Raw genomic sequence first — 19904 nt, 5'->3', positions numbered from 1 at the left:
TTTAAATTTACCCCTCAGATTTTTACGTTGACCCGGAAAGTCGAGAAGAGTAACCTCGGATAAAGAATAATCCTCACGACTATTTTCAATGATCAGAAAGCCTGTATCTATCTACAAGATATTATCAACATCGTTATCAACAGGGTTATCAACAGATAATCACCTTAGTTATCAACAGGATAACTCAATGATTTACAATCAATTGATTAATTTATTCACTTAATATATTTAATTGTTTTATAACAGACACCTTTGTTATCGTACAATTGAAGTATATAAATATCCGATACAAGACTTCCCAATTCATTTATATCCTCAATCTACATTATATATTTCTCAGTTTTACTATACACTTTTATAGCGAAAGCATCAGATAATTCAAATATCGAAATTAACCGTGATTTATAAGGTCAGCTATTTTGAAAAAACAGAAAAGGAAGGCATGTCATTTTTTCTATTCTGACACACCTTCCTGGTATTTACTTCAATTCCCCCTTAGAAAATCCATAAAACTTATCTTACAAACTTTGTATCATAAGATCGCCCTTCCGTATCCGAGACCTGTAAACCATACATACCTTTCTCCAATGAACTTATATCAATGATATTATTGTCAACCTTGCCTTCTCTTACTATCATTGAATGATTCAAGTCTAACATTCTATAATCTATTAACGCCCTGTCATCCAAGCTTCTTTTACGGCCTTTCTCTAATTTCAAGGACAAAAGGTCACCATTTACTTGTGAATTTAGAGTGTATGTTGCCGGCACTAATGGAGCAACAATTAATTGTTCACTAACAGTTTCTCCATATTTATTCATGGCACGCAATTTAAAAGTAGTACTATACTCCTTATCCACCGAAGCTATAAAATAGCCATCTCGCACATCCTCAACATAATAAGTAAAAGGAACAGGAGATCCTTCTTCTAATTGTTCAACCAAAATTTTTTCTGTTCCTTCCACATTCTTAAATCCTATTTTCACATCCGCATAGTAATCGTCCGCAACAGTCCTCGTCTGTGGCATTACTTTAGAAAAAGCCATCTCCGGTTTTTGAGGGAGGTAATCTAAAAGAAAATAGCGAGCCAATCTATTTACTTCTACAGGATAACTTGTATAATTAACCCGACAACGTAAATATCCATCACTGGAACGTGCATATTGATCTGCCTTATTCACATCAATAGAAGATGGCATAAATGAAACCTCACTTTCATTCCACGAAGAAGTAGATGGTATAATTTCCCAAGTACCGTCTTTACGTAAAACACTGACCACCCATCCATACAGTATGTCACCATCATCATCTAACGCATAAGAACTATGTTGCCATATATACTTATCCACATCATCTTTATCAACAACTTCCTCATTTCTTAAAGCGACATTATAATTCAAACTTTTTTGAGGATTAGAGAAAGTACACACTTCATCATACCTTTTAGCCTTATCTGTAGAAGTAGAAGTTACAGTAGGCTCTCCACCACCGCCACCACCAACAGCTGTATAGTGGACCCAATCAATTGCCTTTAAGAAGCCTTTAAACCATCCACCGATATTGCGTATAGAAGTACCACGAGGTAAATCGGGTTGCATCAGCCTCGTTTCATTATCCGTCTCATCCGGTTTAAAAAAACATAAAGAACGTCCATACTCAAATATAGTAGGAGAATATAAACCATATGGCCCAAAACCGCCAACCGACAAGGTTGCTTTATTTGATGTAGCATAACTATATGCCTTAAAAGGATCCAGCACTTGGTTTCCTAAAACAACCAAATCAAAAGGAAATAAAGAATTTCTATCAAATTCAATTACCTTTGTTGCATTATCTCCCCGAGCACTAAAATAAAATCCCATTATTTTGCAAAGTTCACGCAATGCTACCGTTACAAAATCATACTTGTCTTCTTGGACATCATTTAGTGAAAACGAATATATATCATCACTATTAAAAATTATCTCGCCATCAGGTTTATCAAAAAAGCTCATCCCAACTTTAGCATTTCCAAGCCCTAAATCTTTAAATTTCCACTTTATCGTAGATCGCCAAGCTCTGGAAAGATCGTCACGCGGATCCATTTTGCAAGAATCCGTATGAAGAGTTGTTTTAGCAATTACATTACTTCCCCTCAACTTTCCGAACTTAACTTTCACCTTAATGGGTAAAGCGGTAGGCAACTGCTCTTCAAAAATACGGCAGGCATGTTCAAAAGCATTCTTCCTATCTAAATTTTGTTCCCACTCATTACCCTCATATATTACTTGAATAATTGTTCCGCCAACAACTTCTCGTACTATTGGTTTGAGAATACTCTCCTTACGAAAGAAGTCTCTCCCCAGACTAATCACCTCAATTCCGTCCTCTTGAGCATAAGAGAATCCCCCACACACCAAAAACAAGAATAATAGTAATAATTTTCTCATGATTTATCCTTTCTTTTATAATGGTTAGTACATCTCTATTCTTTCATCATCTTAAAGGTCGCTTCTCCTTGAGAAGATTTATTTCTATATAAAACAAAATATACACCTTGTATAAGGTTCGAAACATCAATCTCACTCATCGGAACTCCCACATATTTCACAAGCCGTCCTCTGGAATCGTATATAGATAAAGGAAAAATATCACTCATACCATCTTGCACAAACAAAATATTTTCTACCGGATTCGGATAGAATGGCACATTCTCCATTTTAACAGAGGGAGGGATAGATGTAGCCACTTTCGCAGTGTATAAAGTGTCTTCACACTCAACTGTTCCACTAAAATTATAGGAAAAAAAGCGAAAACAACGATCCCCATCATAAAAAGGCAAAAGACCAATTCCTTTGTCCGCATCAACGTCAGCCGTAAAAAACGAAAACATTATATGTCCTGTAAAAGATGAATATTGTTCCCAGCTATAAATATATTCCATTCTATCAGAAGTGATCTGTATCGTCATGTATGCGTCATCATATATATTCCATTGGGCATCGTAGTTACTCCAAGTTACATCCAACACTCTAACCTTCGGTAAAGAGGGAAGTAAATTTATATAAAAGTCTTTATCAAGTTGTATTTTTTGTCCTTGATACTCTCCCGAAAAGGTTACTTTCCCTTTAAAATAAACTGAGCTATCGTTTTCTATCGTGTATCTTCGATACTTGGGATCAGAATGTCCATATCCTGCCAATGAATTTATCACAATCCCATAATCCAATGAAACTGCATCTTTCACTTTCACGTAATTTCCCTGCTCTATTTCGACTCCAAAGTCCCATTCGCAAACATTCGGATTTATGATCTTCCCCAAATTATCTACAACATGAAAAGCACAACTATCATCCAGCAATAAAGCTCCGTACTCATCTAAAGAGATATCACTCGATTTTATTACAGTTCCAGAAAGAGTATAATTATTTTGCGCATAGATACTCAAAGAACAAGTAACAATCAATATAAAAACCAAACATTTCATCACTGACACATTTTTCGGGTTACTGTTTTGCCATTCGTATATGTAAGTGTTACGATGTATATTCCTTTTGACAAACAACTAACAGATTCATAATTATCTGTTCGAAGGACTATTCTCCCCTGCATATCCCTTACTTCTATTTGTGCAATTTCTGAGTTTATAACCTCTTCTTGTATTAAAGTAGAATGATTTAAGAGTTCCATCTGACTTGGAATTTCTACAGTATAATATGCTTTTCCCTCATTATTACTTAATTCCATATCAACCCAAGACATTCCTATCATAAAAATACGTTTAAACCTGAGATGAGCAATATAAGGTTCATAATAAAAGTGCGTATTGACTATATCGCCAAATTCTTCAGACTGTTCTACATAAAGATAATCAGCCCCATCATATATCACAGTGATATCAAGATTATAATATCTTGTTCCAGGAATTGGAGTTATAGAATCCACTTTCACAGAGATAAAAGTTGGTTTAGTACTAAGATACACATGAAATACTTTAGACATCTCCTTACCATCAACAATAGCATTCAAGCTTATTTTACCCTTAATATCACCGTTTACATTTTTCCTATATTTAGCTAAGGCATCCACTTTATCTATTGCAAACTCAGAAGATTCTCCTTTTTTTATGAGAACATAATCCATCTCGTTATTCAACAATTCATATTTCCACGAATACTTTGTTATATTTCCGGAAGGAATCTCCACACGAAAATTATAACCTCGCGTAGCAGAAGCCATCCCCGTATTATCAATACCATCTGCTACAATTTTCAACCCTTTTTCCGGTTCTTTCCAACCAATTGTCTCAAGAACTTCCTGTGTTTTTCTATCTACTTGCTGATTCTTGTCTCCAATTCTCATATTGTATGACATCAAATCCCCTGTTGTATCAAAATAACTTAGATAATTATAGCCCCGAAATTCCGGTGAAGCATATAATTTAAGACTCTCATTATTAGGAATTTTATAATAAACATTATTTCCTGTTACAAATGAAACAAGTTCCTGACTCGTACGCCCATTATTCGGCATTTCATTTAAACGCACGTTATTGGAATTTATGACATAATTATCAAAAGGAGAGAAACACCTTTTTGTAAAGAAAACAACTCCTTTCGCGGAATTATCAAAAACGGTTGATCCAAATCCTAATGACATCGCAATGGCACGCAACATTGCCGTTGTAAGATTCTTCTTATTTATTACTTCATCACTAAAGCTATAATCCCAATCCACATCGTCATTTATTTTAATTATAGCATCTACACTATTTACTCGCCCATCATCAGTCAAGAAATTCATAAAAAGACTCTGAGGATATGCTTTACTTTCACCAAGAAGAAAGGAATACAAAACCTGAGCCTCAAAATCCTCTGCTCCCACCCCCATTTTCTCTTTCTCAAATTTTAGAACAACTTTCTTAGGGATATACAACTTTTCTTCCCACAATTGTGCAGCAACTTTTATACAGCATTGCATTTCTTCGCTCATTCCCGCTTCACATTGTACTTCAATAATCCCTCCAAAATCACTATTAGAACGTTCTGTTCGTAACAAGCAAGGCTTTATGGTTTGCAAAGCTGTTGGAGCAGTATCAAGACGCCCTTTAAAAACCAAAATCGTATCTTGTTGAGCTATCAACAAACCGATGCTCTGTGCCATCAATAGAACGATTAATATCGGCAAATGCTTCTTCATCATCATATTATTATTAAAAGGTAGTACACTAAAATTAAAAAGAACTATTTCAATTCAAACCATCCATAGATATATCCACCTTATGAATTTGAAAGTTCCAATAAATAAACTCCGGGAGTATAAGCATCAATAGGAATACAATATTTCCCAGGAATATCGATCAAAAGGGAATGAGAAAGAAGTATTTGATTCTTGCCGACAATGGTCACTGTAATATCACTACCCACTTCCATAAATTCTAATATGAGAATGTCTTTTTCAAGAGAAGCAATGACAGGTATATAAGGAATAGAACGATGGTCACCTTCATCTCCAAAATCATCGCCTTTCCAATGACCATCTAAATTGATTTTCCCAAACGATGTAATAACAGGATTATTCCTTTGTGCAAAAGCCGTACAGTTAAGACAAATCAATAATAATAGAATAGCACGTGTTTTCATTTCTTCAGTGTTTTTTAATTATGCTACAAAGCTAAGTAATTAATCTGTACCTATCGCAAACACAGAGGTAGACAGGTTATAATACTATAAATCAAAACATTGTGTCCAATAAATACATATTTAGTGGACAATTTCAATTTAGCTTTCTTGCATTTTTTGAAGAAATTCATTTAAAGATTCCTCTTTCTTTAGCCTCAAGCGCTCTTTCAGCCGGGATTTTGCTTTGAAAATAGTACGAATATCCTTACTATCAAAAACGACCATCAACTCTTTAGAGGTAAATCCTAATAATATAAACGCCAAAAGTTCAATATCATGTTTTGTCAATTGATTATGTTCTTCTTTCAATTTAACGAGAAGATCTGCATGTAAGCAATTTGCCAAATTAAATATTTTATCCCATTCTTTAGAAGTCAGCTTTTCGGCTATGACGGTTCCATTCTTCAATATCTTCATAAGTTCGCTCACATCTACTTTACTACGAAGTTCTACATTTTCCTGAGCAAGTCGGTTTATTTGATAGGTCAGGTCTCTGACTTTGGAATCCGTCTCCTTTGTTTTTTCGTCGTCCTGTTGTTTATACCTGTTTATTTCATTCAAAAACACAGCAATCTGCCTGTTGTTTTTCTCCAATGATTTTTCGATCTGTTTTATTTGTAATTTCGCTCGCCAATACCTATTATAAAAATAATACGTTACACCCAAAAATAAAATGGATACCACTATAGATCCCAATTGCAATATCCTGTTTTCCAATTTAATCTGTAGCTTTTCTTTTTCTAATCTCTCTCTCTGATATCCTGTTTGAAGACGCATCAGGTCTTCCCTTTTTTTCTCATTTTCAGCAATATATAATAGTGAATCGGACTTTTCTTTCAAAGTTAAAGCTTGTTCATAGTCATGTCTGGTTTTGGCTAACCCGGCCAAACAGGCATAAGCGTCAGAACGGGTAAACAAACTGCGGCTATCCAGACAGCATTTTAAATATTCTTCCGCCAACTCTTTCTGCCCCATCAGTTGATATAAACGCCCCAAAGACATATAGTGCATTGTAAGTCTATCTTCGCGAGGTTCTTCATCAATTATTTTTAGAAAAATTTCTTCGGCTTTAAGATATTCTTTTTGAAAGCTATACATCATTCCCAACATTTTAGAAGCCCCTATTCTCAACAAGACGGGATTATCCGAAAGTAGTTGCAAACTCTTTGTCGCGCACTGATAGACACTATCCATCTCCTGTTTTAGAAAAAAAGAACTTCCTATCGTCTGATAGGTATAAGCAACCCCCAATGTATCTTTTGCCCGATAATAGTAAACAATAGCCAGCCTGCAGGTATTGATAGCCTCATCATAAAGCGATTGTTCACGATTTAAAATCGATATATCTGTAAGCAGTAATCCCATGATTTTGTATTCCTCCGTTTTTTCCAAAATGTGCCGGGCATCCAAAAAAGTTTTCATTGCCCGTGACGTTTCCCGCTTTCCTTGAAGCACCCGCCCGTAATAATACAACGCTTTGCCGTACTTTCGTTTATTACCGTTTTTCTTGAAATAATCAACAGCAAAAGTGATGGAAGAATCGACAGACATATCCATATAATTTTTATCACGTGCCTGTGTCAACAACAACACATAATCTGCCCGTTTTTTGTCAGACAAATCATCAGGATCGGATATTCCACTCAACAAATGCCAAGCACTGTCCGGATACATCTCCATACACGATTCTGCCCGTTGAAGAGTCGTCACAATCTCATCCGGCCTGGAGACACACGACCAGAAAGCTACAATAAAAAGAGATAAAAGGGTAATGGTGCTTCCGTTCTGTTTCATTTGTGCATTGCATTAATTATTCCAACACTACAAAAATATAAAAAACGGAACAAACCTCCTCCTTTATCTCCAATTTATCTCAATATATGTATGACAATGATTATAGATTATAAAAGAACAAACAGCATTTTTCACCAGACAAAAGAAAGTTTATATTCAAAGAAAAGGAGGTTTCCCCTTGATGCCTTGTAGAAACCTGTTAGTGTAGTCCGATACCCGGCACTTAAGGCGAAACGACATAGGAATAGTCCCGAATCATGCCTTTAACCGGATTACAAATCGGCTTCCTTTCCCCAGCTCACTCTGTACAGTCAGAGTTCCGCCATGCGCTTCTACAAAATCTTTAGAAATAGACAGTCCTAATCCACTCCCTTGTACCTTTGTTCCGGGCACACGGAAATAACGGTCGAAAATACTTTGATGATAACGCGGATCGATACCTTTACCAAAATCCTGTACATAAAGTTCCACATAATTTCCATCCTGTTGTGCACCGATAACGACACGGCCATTTTCTTTAGAATAACGGATGGCATTGCTCAGCAAATTGGTAAGCACCCAAGCTATCTTCTCACTATCTACGAACAGTTTACTAATTTTCTCTTCCGGATATTCCACCTCAATCTGTATATTAAATTTATCAGCTTGCACCTGATTTGCCTTGATTGCATATTCTATCAGTTCAATAGGCTTAGTGATTTTAGGCATCATTTGCAATTTTCCGGCTTCCACTTGCGTCATATTCAGCAACTCTCCGGTGATTTCAAGCAGACGCTGGCTATTTTCCTTAATGCTTTTAGATAATTGCCCCTGTTCTTCATTCAAAACTCCCACACGTTTGTCCTCCAACAACTGAAGACTCATCATGATAGCGGAAATAGGAGTTTTCAATTCATGGGAGATCGTAGAAATAAAGGTGGTTTTAGCAGAATCCAATTCTTTGAATTCCGTAATATTCTTCAAAAGAATGACATCCCCCAACCTATGAGGTTCACCTTGCCCAACACCGGTATTATTAATAGGAATATAGGAAGCCTTGAAATAACTTTCTTTATTGTCGGCATATATCTTTAATGGTTCTTCCTTATTTCCGGGAGTTACCAGTTCACGAATCAAACGGCGGAGCAGGTCATTCTTCAATGATAATTCCTCTGCCGACTTACGAATGACATTTTCCCTTTTCAAGTTAAGAACATTCAATGCTTCATTATTGATGAAAAGAATCTCGCGTTCGGTATTCAAACCGATGATCGGTTCATTGATACTATTTACAATAGCTTCCAAGAACTTTTTGGCTGCAAGAATATCGGCCAAAGTGCTGGCCCGGTATTCAGTCAAACGTTCCGCCATGCGATTGAAACTGTCGGCTACTTCACGAAATTCTTCATTTCCTTTCATCTCGAGCCGTTTCTCATAATTATGGTTGGCTATCTCAAGAATTCCCTGTTTAAGTTCTTTTATAGGCCGACTGATGGAGCGAGGAAGCCAAAACAACAAAAAAAGTCCCGTCAGGATGCAAATTCCTCCCGTGACAGAAACCCACAGCAAAGCGCGTTCCAGCCCGGGCATAGCTGCCGGACTATCGGGCTCGGTAGCTGTCAATATCTGCAAATTAACAACAGAAAGCGTCACCAGCAGGATAATCATGCCTGCCAACATTCCAATACCCAAAAGTAATTTCGTTTTTATATTCATAATAAATAATTTAGTAATGTGTCAAATATGCCAATGTGCCAATTAAAGAAATCGGGTACATCTGCACATTATCTATTCCACTGCAAGTATAATCAAATCTACGTTCGCTTGTGCTAAATCAGCCAAAAACTTTTTATAACCGAATACGGTAGAAAAGACTTTCGGTATACGGAGATTCGGGCTCCCCATACAAATTGTGGTAATCTGCTTTTCACGGCAAACATCGACAATACTTTTCAATATGTCTTTCGATTGTACCTGCACAACCTCGCCTCCCAATTCCGCCACCAATTTAAAATGATTCAACAGATATCGTTGGCTTGCTAAATCAATTCGATCCATACTCTCACGCGGAGTCTGCACATAAAGTGCAATGAAAGAGGTATTATAACGGGTAGCGAGCCGCGCCACCTTACGAATGATCCGTCTCGGACTTTTTTCATGGCTACTGATGCAAGCCATAAAACGTTCATGCCGTATCCCGACGCTGGCTACCACCTCATTTTCCACTTTCTTCTCGACACGCAATGCTACCTCTTTTAATGCCAACTCCCGAAGCTGAAGAATGTTCTCGGTTTTAAAGAAATTATTCAAGGCCATCTCTATTTTTTCCGGACGATAGATTTTTCCGGCCTTCAAACGGGTTATCAGCTCTTCGGCAGTAAGGTCGATGTTCACCACTTCATCCGCTTCTTGCAACACACTATCGGGCACCCGTTCTTTCACCTCAATGCCACAAATATCCTGCACTTCTTCATTTACACTTTCAATATGCTGAATGTTAATAGCAGAAATCACATTTATGCCTTCGTCAAGCAGAGTCATTACATCCTGCCAACGTTTTTCATTTAAACTCCCTTCCACATTAGTGTGGGCGAGTTCATCCACAACAACAATCTCCGGGTGGATACGAATGATGGTTTCCAAATCCATCTCTTCCAGTTCTTTACCCTTATAAAAGATTTTCCTCCGGGAAATCACCGGTAGACCTTCCAACATTGCCTCCGTACCGGCACGCCCATGTGTCTCCACATAACCAATCCGCACATCCACACCATTATCAAGCAGTTCACGCGCTTCTTGCAACATTCGATAAGTTTTACCTACCCCGGCAATCATTCCGATGTAAATTTTAAACTTCCCCCGGCGCGACTTCTTTATCAGGTCCAGAAAATGTTGTACACTTTCTTCTCTCTCCATCCTATATCTATTTAAGAATGACATAGCCCGTAACAATAATCACTATTGCTACGAGCCCTACAACTAATTCATGAGATTCTCAAAAAAAATGTTGAAATCACAATCAAGGTCTCAACGTTATCCCAAATACCAAATGGGCATCCTCCATGCGGGGATTCCAGATGGCCTGCGCAAAAACAGGTAATGAGAATTTATCCGTAAGCCGAATGGCCGTAGTTCCTTTCAATGCTACATTAGTTACAGCAAAACCATTACAATTATATTGTCGAGCCGCCTTGTAAGGAACAATACCACAAGTTACATTCAAATCTACTGATTTTAAAGAAAACGGATAATTGAATTCGACATAAGAGGAGTAATTCTGCTTTTCCTCACCTTGGTCGTTCAGTTTCTTGTCCATACCAGCAAACATGGTATACCATGCAATAGATAAAGGAAACTTTTCGACCGGTAACGTGTAAGCTAACCCAGCCTCAAAATGGTGAGCCGTTTCATGACTTTTAAAGTTAAAATACTTTCCACGTCCTTGACCTGCCCACCAAAGATCGGCAACCGAGAGAGTAAGACCACTTTCACCAAATGTATAAGCAGCTGTCAGATCAATCTCTTTATTTGCCATCCCTTCGGTGGATGCATACCCGTCAAAATCAGTAGATCCCCAAGCTGTCAGCGAAAATCCCCCGACACTGAATGCCAAGGTCGGTTGAAAACTCGCTCCTGTCTGATACATACCACGCCAAACATAAGAACTGACAAGATCTCCCTGAACTGTAAATTCCTGTGCATTCGCATTTGTTATCCCCATGAAACCAGATACTGTAACAGTTAATAAACTAACAACTAATTCTTTACTAAAAATCTTCATACCTTAAACTATTTTTTTGCTTCTTCCAAAGCTACATTCAACTTTAATACATTTACTTTCTCTGTCCCAAAAAGCCCCAACAAAGGTTTTTCCACGGATTTATCTACAATCGCCCTTACCGCTTCTTCGCTTAAGCCACGTGCCTGGGCCACTCTTTTTACTTGTACGTAGGCACAAGCCGGAGTAATATTGGGGTCCAAACCCGAACCACTGGCCGTCACCATCTCAGCAGGCACCTCACTACGCTTCAAATAGGGATGATGAATCAGGAAAGAATCGATACGTGCCTCTACTTCGGCCAAATACTCAGGATTAGTAGGCCCCTTGTTGCTACCACCGGAACTGGCAGCGTCATAACCATCGCCGGCACACGAAGGACGGCTCCAAAAATAAATATCTTTTGTAAAAGCCTGCCCTACATTAGCAGCTCCGACAACTTCACCATTTAATGTTACAACTTCCGCATTACCGTTGTTAGGGCCGGCAAATTGTGCAAACAGCCACAAGACAAAAATGTAAAACACAGAAAAAAATATACAGAAGGCAAGAGTTATTTTTAATGATTTCAATAAAGTTTTCATTACTACACGATTTAGAAGAATATACTAACCACCATATCTATTAATTTAATACCCACAAAAGGTACGATCACGCCACCCAAACCATATATAAGCAGGTTACGGCGAAGTAACGCACTGGCGCCTATCGGTTTGTATTGTACTCCTTTCAAAGCCAACGGAATCAAAATCGGAATAATAATCGCATTAAATATGACAGCCGAAAGAATGGCGCTTTCAGGACTGTGCAATCCCATAATATTCAATGCAGCCAATTCAGGGATGGCCACCATAAACAATGCAGGAACAATTGCAAAGTATTTGGCAACGTCATTGGCAATGGAGAAAGTAGTCAGCGTACCCCGAGTCATCAACAACTGTTTTCCGATTTCCACGATTTCGATCAATTTAGTAGGATCATTATCAAGGTCAACCATATTTCCAGCCTCTTTTGCTGCCTGTGTACCGCTATTCATTGCCACTCCCACATTGGCTTGTGCCAAAGCAGGAGCATCGTTCGTTCCGTCTCCCATCATTGCTACCAATTTACCGGATTGCTGCTCTTTTTTAATATATTCCATCTTGTCTTCCGGTTTGGCTTCTGCTATAAAATCATCTACTCCGGCTTTCTCTGCAATGTATTTAGCAGTCAAAGGGTTGTCACCTGTCACCATTACAGTCTTCACTCCCATTTTACGCAGACGTTCAAAACGTTCCTGAATACCCGGTTTAATAATATCCTGCAATTCGATGACACCATTCACTTTCTGGTTTACACAAACCACTAACGGCGTACCACCATTACCGGAAATAGATGCAATTACCTCTTCCACTTCTTTCGGAAATTTATTTCCAGCTTTCTCTACCATCTGACGAATCGCATCAAAAGCCCCCTTACGGATCTGAGTCCCATCGGCCAGATTAACACCCGAACATTTGGTCTCGGCTGTAAATTTAATCATATGAGCACCCGTCGTATTCAGATTTCTCATTCGGAGTCCGGATTCGCGCCCCAACTCTACGATGGATTTTCCCTCCGGAGTCTCATCGGATAAGGATGCCAATAAACAAACTTCAATAAAGCTACGCTCATTGATACCGGGAGCTGCGTGAAATCTGGTCGCTTTCCGGTTACCTATGGTAATTGTCCCGGTTTTGTCGAGCAGCAAGGTATCGATATCCCCTGCCGTCTCAACAGCTTTACCCGACTTCGTAATCACATTTGCCCGCAAAGCACGATCCATCCCGGCAATACCGATAGCGGACAATAAACCGCCAATAGTAGTGGGAATCAAACAAACGAACAAAGAAATAATTGCGGCAATGGAAATCGTTGTGCCCGGATGGTCGACATTCGTATAATCGGCAAAAGGGATCAAGGTTATACAGACAATTACGAAAACCAATGTAAAACCTGCCAATAAAATAGTCAATGCAATTTCATTCGGCGTTTTCTGACGGGTAGCACCTTCTACCAATGCAATCATTTTATCTAAAAAGCTCTCTCCGGGTTGTTGTGTAACCAACACTTTAATGTTATCAGAAAGCACTTTCGTACCACCGGTTACAGAACTTTTATCACCTCCGGCCTCTCTGATTACCGGTGCCGATTCTCCAGTGATCGCACTCTCATCGATAGAAGCCAACCCATCGATTATTTCACCATCGGCAGGAATCGTATCCCCTGCCTCGCAAATGAAAATATCACCTTTCTTCAATTTCGAACTGCTTACTGTCTGTACTTTATCTCCTACGAGTACCTTTGCGGGAGTCTCTTCACGGGTCTTACGCAAACTATCGGCTTGCGCCTTTCCTCTTGCTTCGGCAATAGCCTCGGCAAAATTGGCAAACAATAAGGTAATGAACAGTATCACAAACACGACAAAATTGTATCCGAAAGTACCGTATTCCGTTGTTCCCAATGAAAGGATCGTGACAGCGAGCATAATGGCAGTCACTATCTCCACGGTAAACATAATCGGATTCTTTATCATCATCCGTGGGTTCAATTTCACGAACGACTGCTTCAAGCTTTCCATAACTTGCTCCTTTTGAAATAAAGAAGCGGATTTATTATTTTTCATACTTTTCTTTCTCCTTTTTACTTTTTATAAGCTAAAATGTTCGGCAATCGTGCTCAATGCGTGTACCGGGAAGAATGACAAAGCAGCCACAATGAAAATAACAGCAAAAGTCATAACACCAAAAGTTGCCGTATCCGTTTTCAAAGTACCTGCACTCTCCGGAATGAATTTCTTTTGAGCCAGTAACCCGGCGATGGCCACCTGACCTACAATCGGAATAAAACGACTCAGAATAAGTACTATACCGCATGAGTAATTCCAAAAATAAGTATTATCTCCCAGCCCTTCGAAACCGGAACCATTGTTGGCCGCAGAAGAAGTATACTCGTAAAGCTGTTCGCTCAATCCATGAAAACTTGGGTTGTTCAACCAGCCGCCTTCACTCGTCACGAACTCCGGATGATGTGCGTACAGGTAGCTGGATAAAGCCGTGCCTACCAAAATCACAAACGGATGAAGCAATGCCACAATGGTCGCTATTTTCATTTCGCGGGCCTCTACTTTCTTTCCTAAAAATTCCGGTGTACGCCCTACCATTAATCCACTGATAAACACTGCTATAATAATAAAAGTGTAATAATTCATCCAACCTACACCGACACCACCAAACCAAGTATTGATCTGCATATTCAACATCTCGATCATACCACTGAGCGGCATGGTAGAATCATGCATACTGTTGACAGAACCATTGGATGTGACCGTAGTCGTTACACTCCAAAGTGCACCGGAAGCCGCACCGATACGTACCTCCTTGCCTTCCATCGCTCCGCCGGCCTGAGAAATTCCCATCTCATCGATACGGGGATTTCCTCCCATTTCCTGACTTACATTAATAAAGACTCCGATTAAATATGCAACCAGCATTACACCAAATATGCTATACGCTAACTTTTTCCGTTTTACGTAGAATCCAAAAGCAAACACCATTGCCATCGGGATAATCAGAATAGACCAACACTCCACTGCATTTGTGAGGAAAGTCGGATTTTCCAAGGGATGTGAAGAGTTGACGCCAAAATAGCCACCCCCATTCGTTCCTAATTGCTTGATAGGTATAATAGCAGCCGCAGGACCTTGTGAAACCATCTGTTCCTGACCTTCCAAAGTAGTAACTTTCATCTTTCCGTCAAATCCCATCGGAGTTCCTTGTAGAATAAGAATGAAACCTACAATTAAAGAAAGTGGCAGTAAAATACGGGTACAACTCACCACAAGAAATTGCCAGAAATTACCGATAGTCTTGGTCGTTTTAGCAGCCATCGCTTTCATCATACCCGCCATGGCCGCCATACCGGTTGCCGCCGTAATAAACTGGAAGAGCATGATAACGAATAGTTGTGTGAAGTACGTCAATCCGCTTTCGCCACTATAGTGCTGCAAATTACAGTTCACCATAAAGCTGATGCAAGTATTGAATGCCTGATCAGGAGTTTGCGGACCGTTTCCATCGGGATTCAACGGTAACCATCCCTGACTGACCAAAAGAACCATCCCCCAGAAAAACCAGAAAGCATTCAAAATCAATAATGCCTTTAAAAACTGTTTCCAGTTCATTTCCTCCTTCGGATCGATGCCGCATACCTTATAAATTAATTTCTCCACGGGAGCCATAAAGTCCGACCACGTCTTCTCTCCCTTATAAACCCTGGCAATGTATTTTCCCAATGGATAGGCGAATACCACCATCAGGACAATTTGCAAAGCCACACCTAATATTTCTGTATTCATTGCTTTAATACGATAAAAAGTAGTTTAAAACTTTTCGGGTCTGATGAGCACATACATCAGATAACCGAAGATTGCGATACCTATTACAAATAGTATTGTATACATAATTCTAATTCTCCTCTTTCTAAATATTCTCAAACCAATCTACGCATTTCCAAAATAGCCAGAAGCAAGCAAAGCCGCTAAACAGGCAGAAAATGAATGATAATGTTATTCCCATGTTTTTACCTTGTTTTTAAATTGTTATTAATTGTTTTTACCAGACTTGCTATATGCCAAATATATGCCAAAAGAGAAGATTATATCACAATCAATTATATATCAATAAATTAGGTTCAACGATAGGCACACACAAAAATAGTGTAACCCTTCCATTTTGAAAAGGATTACACTATTTTGAAAAGCCCCGGCACACTTGTACCATATCGACTTTTCCTAACGGATATATATCGGATTAATTAAAAAGGTATAACAGTATCACACCCTATCAATGCATCATTCATCAAAGTTTATATTCTTCAATTTTACGGTATAATGTGGTAAGCCCGATCTTCAATAAACGGGCAGTTTCGGTTTTATTTCCCTTGGTATACTCCAATACACGGGCAATATGCCGCCGTTCCATCGCTGCCAGTTCGAAACTTCCCGGAGCGGCCGCTTCATCCGACCGTTCATAATGACTGTTTTGTATTTCAAGAGGCAGATCGCATACATCCAAGCATTCTCCGTCACATACTATCAAACTACGTTCAATCACATTCCGTAATTCACGAATATTTCCTTTCCAGCATTGTTGGCTAAGCGCAACAAGAAATTCCGGAGACATTTTCGTCACCGAATAAGAAAGTTTCTCTGAGAATTTACGGACAAATGCCTCCGCCAAGATTTTAATATCGCCACTACGTTCACGCAATGGTGGAAGATGTATCTCAAAAACAGAAAGACGATAGAATAAATCCTCCCTAAAACGTCCGGCTACTATTTCTTCCGGCAGATTACGATTAGTAGCGGCAATAATACGCACATCCACCCGAGTCGGTTTGGTATCTCCTATCTTTATATATTCACCGGTTTCAAGAATACGGAGTAATTTCGCCTGCAATTCAAAAGCCATTTCTCCAATCTCATCCAGAAAAATAGTACCATTATTGGCTTCTTCAAAAAGCCCTTTCTTATCTTTCAATGCCCCGGTAAAAGAACCGGCTCTATGACCGAACATTTCACTCTCCAGCAGTTCCTTACTAAATGAGGAACAATTGACAGCTACAAAATTCTGTTTTCCACGTTTACTATTATAATGAATAGCTTGTGCAAACACCTCCTTACCGGTCCCCGTCTCACCGGTCAATAACACCGGGACATCAGTCACAGATACCTTTTGAGCCAACTGTACAGCCGCTTTCAACGCCTTAGAATCGCCCAAAATAGAATCAAACGAATACATCTGTCCCACCTTCTTTTCCAGTTTCTCAAGACGTACATTCATCCGTGCCTTCTCTACAGCGCGGCTGATTAAAGGGATGATTTTATTATTGTCATCCCCTTTTGTGATATAATCAAAAGCACCGTTTTTAATAGCCTGTACCCCATCCGGAATATTGCCATGGGCTGTGAGAAGAATAACCTCCACATTGGGAGCCGTTTTTTTAATGGCCAACACTAAATCAACGCCGTTTCCATCCGGAAGAAATACATCACACAAAGCCACATCGGGAGAATGAAGTTCCAATTGTTTCAATGCCGATTTACAATCACCGGCCTGACACACCTCATATCCTTCCAGCTCCATCATTCGTGCTAACAAGCTACGAATCTGGGCTTCATCATCGATAATAAGAATTTTACTCATGATTCAAAAGAGCGGTAAAAACAGGATTCGCAAATATACGTCTTTTCATCTTATCACCCAAACCTTTGGCATGCCATTTGATTTTTTATAGATGAGATGTCATAAATACCTATTTCTGTTTATACTCTTTAAAATCTTTTAATCGCCCTTTATTATACATATTCCATACCTTCGGAAAGTACAATACATCACTTTTATCTGCCCACTCAAAATAAGCTTTCTCTAACGACCTCACTTTTTCCGGATATTCTGCAGATAAATTATTTTGCTCCGTACGGTCCTCTTTAATATTATACAATTCCCATTCATCGCCATTACAGTTTGCAGATACCAATTTCCAATCACCCTTACGAACCATCCGATTACCTTCATGTTCTGCATATATATAACGTTCGGGCATTTGCTCTCCTTTCACTATCGGAAGAATAGATATCCCAGACATCGGTACTATCTTTCTCCCATTATATGTTTCCGGATAAGATGTCCTCGCCAATTCAATACAAGTAGCCATTATATCTGAAAATTGTGCAGGTTGATGATCAATTCTTCCTTTATTTTTCATACTTTTTCCCCATCGAATGATACAAGGGGTTGCAATTCCCCCTTCGTGGGCATAATGTTTATATAAAGTTAGCGGCGTACAGCATACATTCGCCCATCCAGTACCATAATGATGATAAGTACCCGGAAGTCCCATCAGGTCCAACTCGTCGCCTACATGAATATGGTATTCCGTTCCTGTTTTTTTATCAAAACCAAATTCATGCCACTCTGCACAAGCGCCATTATCAGAAATGAAAACGATAAATGTATTATCCAGTTCTCCATTTTTATACAGTGTATCCAATATTCGTCCGATATTCTGATCCATGATATCCACCATAGCAGCATAGATTGCCATTCGTCGTGCCAAATCTTTCTGCTGATCTTTATTCAAACAATCCCATGCCGGAAGTTTATAATTCGGCTTATTTTGAAAAAGACTTTCGGGCACTACTCCTCGAGGACTGAATACCGGTTTTCCCTGCATCAGCCCCAGATTACAAATTTTCGCCCAACGTTGATCACGAATTCTATCCCACCCCTGCATATAAGTTTCCATGTACTTATCCGTCACCTCTTTTGGTGCATGCAATGGAAAGTGAGGAGCATTATAAGCTAAATACAAAAACAAAGGTTGTTTCTGTTGATTAGCTTGATTTATAAAATCAATGGCATAATCAGTTATAACATTAGTAGCATAAAATACACCTTCCTTATAAGTGCGTGGTATGCGATTTTCCGGTAAACGAATATACACATCCGGATTCCAACAAGAATTAAAACCTCCCAACAGTCCATAATATTCTTGAAACCCACGCTGAACTGGGTTCGATTTATTTCCCAAATGCCATTTCCCAGCCATTGCAGTAAAGTAACCAGCATCCTTCAGTACCTCAGCGATTGTCACATTATCCGAATCGGAGCGAAAACCCGAATACCCACAAGGCCAAGTAGAGCGATTTCCTTCCATATACCCCAGCCCTGTCTGATGAGGATATAATCCAGTCAGTAAATTAGCACGTGACGGACAACTGCGTGCGCTATTATACATTTGGGTCATACGAAGCCCCTCCCTCGCCATTCTATCCAAAACAGGAGTCTGAATTTCTCCACCGAAACAGCCTATATCAGAGAATCCTAAATCGTCCGCCAATATAATGATAATGTTAGGCCTTTCCTGTGCAAAAATAAATTGTCCGAGAATCAGACCTCCTGTCAACGATAAAAAATATTTTTTCATATTGAATAATATTCTATTTACACTTTCCTTTCAACCATTGTAATCGGGCCGCCTCTTGCTCCGGGTAAGTCCAATGACCGGTTTTCAGATAAAGATGTAATTCCTTTGTTCCTGGAATAACATTATAAGCAGCATACATAGATGTCGGAGGACAAGTCACGTCATTATACCCCCAGCTATACCACCCTTGTACTTTCACGCGACGGGCAAAATTAACTACATCGAAATAAGCCAATGTCTCCACCTCATTCATATTCGGTTGCACATTTCGGAAATAATGTGGCCAACCACCTGCCCGTCCATTCAAATAACCGGCATAATCACAAAGAGCCGGATATAATGCAGCCAAGAACTTGACACGAGAATCCAGACCGGCCGTGACAATAGAAAGCGCTCCGCCTTGACTGCCACCGGTCACACCAATAGTAGAACCGTTAAATTCTGGTAAAGAATAAATAAAATCTATCGCTTTCACACAACCAAGATATACCCGCTTGTAATAATATGCATTGCGGTCATTTTTATTGAATCCCTGATATCCGTTCAAAGCTCCAGATGACAAATTTCTATATACTTCTTGAGACATATCCATAGGAATACCATGAATGCCGATCTCCAGCGTAATTATATTGTCTCCCAAATTTACACCTCTGTAAGAACGGATACCGGCTCCCGGAACTTGCAG

General features: G+C 39.2%; 15 protein-coding genes. All 15 read right to left on the bottom strand.

The window, feature by feature from the left end; translation table 11 throughout:
* Positions 1-513: 513 nt before the first annotated feature.
* Positions 514-2430, bottom strand: coding sequence for a hypothetical protein (locus tag QVP90_RS12260; protein WP_021936601.1), 1917 nt, complete (start codon positions 2428-2430; stop codon positions 514-516).
* A gap of 35 nt (positions 2431-2465) precedes the next feature.
* On the bottom strand, positions 2466-3467 hold the full coding sequence (locus QVP90_RS12255) for a T9SS type A sorting domain-containing protein (RefSeq protein ID WP_021936600.1): 1002 nt from the start codon (positions 3465-3467) through the stop codon (positions 2466-2468).
* Entirely contained in the window at positions 3467-5185 is a 1719-nt protein-coding gene (locus QVP90_RS12250) for a T9SS type A sorting domain-containing protein (protein WP_021936599.1), read from the bottom strand. Before QVP90_RS12250 ends, QVP90_RS12255 begins: the two co-directional genes overlap by 1 nt.
* Before the next feature lie 74 nt (positions 5186-5259).
* A complete protein-coding gene (locus tag QVP90_RS12245; RefSeq protein WP_005926403.1) occupies positions 5260-5622 on the bottom strand; it encodes a DUF3244 domain-containing protein in 363 nt (120 codons plus the stop codon).
* A 138-nt stretch (positions 5623-5760) separates the two neighbouring features.
* Positions 5761-7455: a tetratricopeptide repeat protein gene (locus QVP90_RS12240; RefSeq protein ID WP_021936598.1), complete on the bottom strand. Its 1695-nt coding sequence runs from the start codon at positions 7453-7455 to the stop codon at positions 5761-5763.
* A 255-nt stretch (positions 7456-7710) separates the two neighbouring features.
* Complete coding sequence (locus QVP90_RS12235) at positions 7711-9150, bottom strand: HAMP domain-containing sensor histidine kinase (RefSeq protein WP_005926412.1); 1440 nt, start codon at positions 9148-9150, stop codon at positions 7711-7713.
* A 72-nt stretch (positions 9151-9222) separates the two neighbouring features.
* A complete protein-coding gene (locus tag QVP90_RS12230) occupies positions 9223-10350 on the bottom strand; it encodes a hypothetical protein (RefSeq protein ID WP_005926415.1) in 1128 nt (375 codons plus the stop codon).
* A gap of 103 nt (positions 10351-10453) precedes the next feature.
* Positions 10454-11155 (bottom strand): hypothetical protein, encoded by a 702-nt coding sequence (locus tag QVP90_RS12225; RefSeq protein ID WP_406566613.1) that lies wholly within the window; start codon positions 11153-11155, stop codon positions 10454-10456.
* A gap of 68 nt (positions 11156-11223) precedes the next feature.
* The gene (locus QVP90_RS12220; protein ID WP_007478863.1) at positions 11224-11796 is read right to left on the bottom strand and encodes a K(+)-transporting ATPase subunit C; all 573 of its coding nucleotides are present in this window, start codon (positions 11794-11796) and stop codon (positions 11224-11226) included.
* Between the two features lie 11 nt (positions 11797-11807).
* Complete coding sequence (gene kdpB, locus QVP90_RS12215) at positions 11808-13856, bottom strand: potassium-transporting ATPase subunit KdpB (protein WP_021936596.1); 2049 nt, start codon at positions 13854-13856, stop codon at positions 11808-11810.
* 24 nt (positions 13857-13880) lie between these two features.
* On the bottom strand, positions 13881-15587 hold the full coding sequence (gene kdpA / locus QVP90_RS12210; RefSeq protein ID WP_021936595.1) for a potassium-transporting ATPase subunit KdpA: 1707 nt from the start codon (positions 15585-15587) through the stop codon (positions 13881-13883).
* 24 nt (positions 15588-15611) lie between these two features.
* Positions 15612-15692 carry a K(+)-transporting ATPase subunit F gene (gene kdpF / locus QVP90_RS12205; protein ID WP_122282111.1) on the bottom strand — a complete coding sequence of 27 codons (81 nt, stop codon included), beginning with the start codon at positions 15690-15692 and terminating at the stop codon, positions 15612-15614.
* A 397-nt stretch (positions 15693-16089) separates the two neighbouring features.
* The gene (locus tag QVP90_RS12200) at positions 16090-17436 is read right to left on the bottom strand and encodes a sigma-54-dependent transcriptional regulator (RefSeq protein ID WP_005926430.1); all 1347 of its coding nucleotides are present in this window, start codon (positions 17434-17436) and stop codon (positions 16090-16092) included.
* A gap of 109 nt (positions 17437-17545) precedes the next feature.
* Positions 17546-19219 (bottom strand): arylsulfatase, encoded by a 1674-nt coding sequence (locus tag QVP90_RS12195; protein WP_021936594.1) that lies wholly within the window; start codon positions 19217-19219, stop codon positions 17546-17548.
* Between the two features lie 13 nt (positions 19220-19232).
* A partial coding sequence (locus QVP90_RS12190) for an acetylxylan esterase (RefSeq protein WP_288204420.1) occupies positions 19233-19904 on the bottom strand: 672 nt, incomplete at its 5' end.

It is taken from the genome of Bacteroides sp. CAG:189 (genome assembly GCF_000432295.1).
GTDB lineage: Bacteria > Bacteroidota > Bacteroidia > Bacteroidales > Bacteroidaceae > Bacteroides > Bacteroides salyersiae.
This window is presented reverse-complemented; position numbering and strand designations above follow the sequence as displayed.

Coding starts and splice junctions, on each gene's coding strand:
- QVP90_RS12230 (WP_005926415.1), bottom strand. CDS start 10,350: ATGGAGAGAGAAGAAAGTGTACAACATTTTCTGGACCTGATAAAGAAG.
- QVP90_RS12200 (WP_005926430.1), bottom strand. CDS start 17,436: ATGAGTAAAATTCTTATTATCGATGATGAAGCCCAGATTCGTAGCTTG.
- kdpF (WP_122282111.1), bottom strand. CDS start 15,692: ATGTATACAATACTATTTGTAATAGGTATCGCAATCTTCGGTTATCTG.
- kdpB (WP_021936596.1), bottom strand. CDS start 13,856: ATGAAAAATAATAAATCCGCTTCTTTATTTCAAAAGGAGCAAGTTATG.
- QVP90_RS12250 (WP_021936599.1), bottom strand. CDS start 5,185: ATGATGATGAAGAAGCATTTGCCGATATTAATCGTTCTATTGATGGCA.
- QVP90_RS12240 (WP_021936598.1), bottom strand. CDS start 7,455: ATGAAACAGAACGGAAGCACCATTACCCTTTTATCTCTTTTTATTGTA.
- QVP90_RS12195 (WP_021936594.1), bottom strand. CDS start 19,219: ATGAAAAAATATTTTTTATCGTTGACAGGAGGTCTGATTCTCGGACAA.
- QVP90_RS12255 (WP_021936600.1), bottom strand. CDS start 3,467: ATGAAATGTTTGGTTTTTATATTGATTGTTACTTGTTCTTTGAGTATC.
- QVP90_RS12235 (WP_005926412.1), bottom strand. CDS start 9,150: ATGAATATAAAAACGAAATTACTTTTGGGTATTGGAATGTTGGCAGGC.
- QVP90_RS12260 (WP_021936601.1), bottom strand. CDS start 2,430: ATGAGAAAATTATTACTATTATTCTTGTTTTTGGTGTGTGGGGGATTC.
- QVP90_RS12225 (WP_406566613.1), bottom strand. CDS start 11,155: ATGGGGATAACAAATGCGAATGCACAGGAATTTACAGTTCAGGGAGAT.
- QVP90_RS12220 (WP_007478863.1), bottom strand. CDS start 11,796: ATGAAAACTTTATTGAAATCATTAAAAATAACTCTTGCCTTCTGTATA.
- kdpA (WP_021936595.1), bottom strand. CDS start 15,587: ATGAATACAGAAATATTAGGTGTGGCTTTGCAAATTGTCCTGATGGTG.
- QVP90_RS12245 (WP_005926403.1), bottom strand. CDS start 5,622: ATGAAAACACGTGCTATTCTATTATTATTGATTTGTCTTAACTGTACG.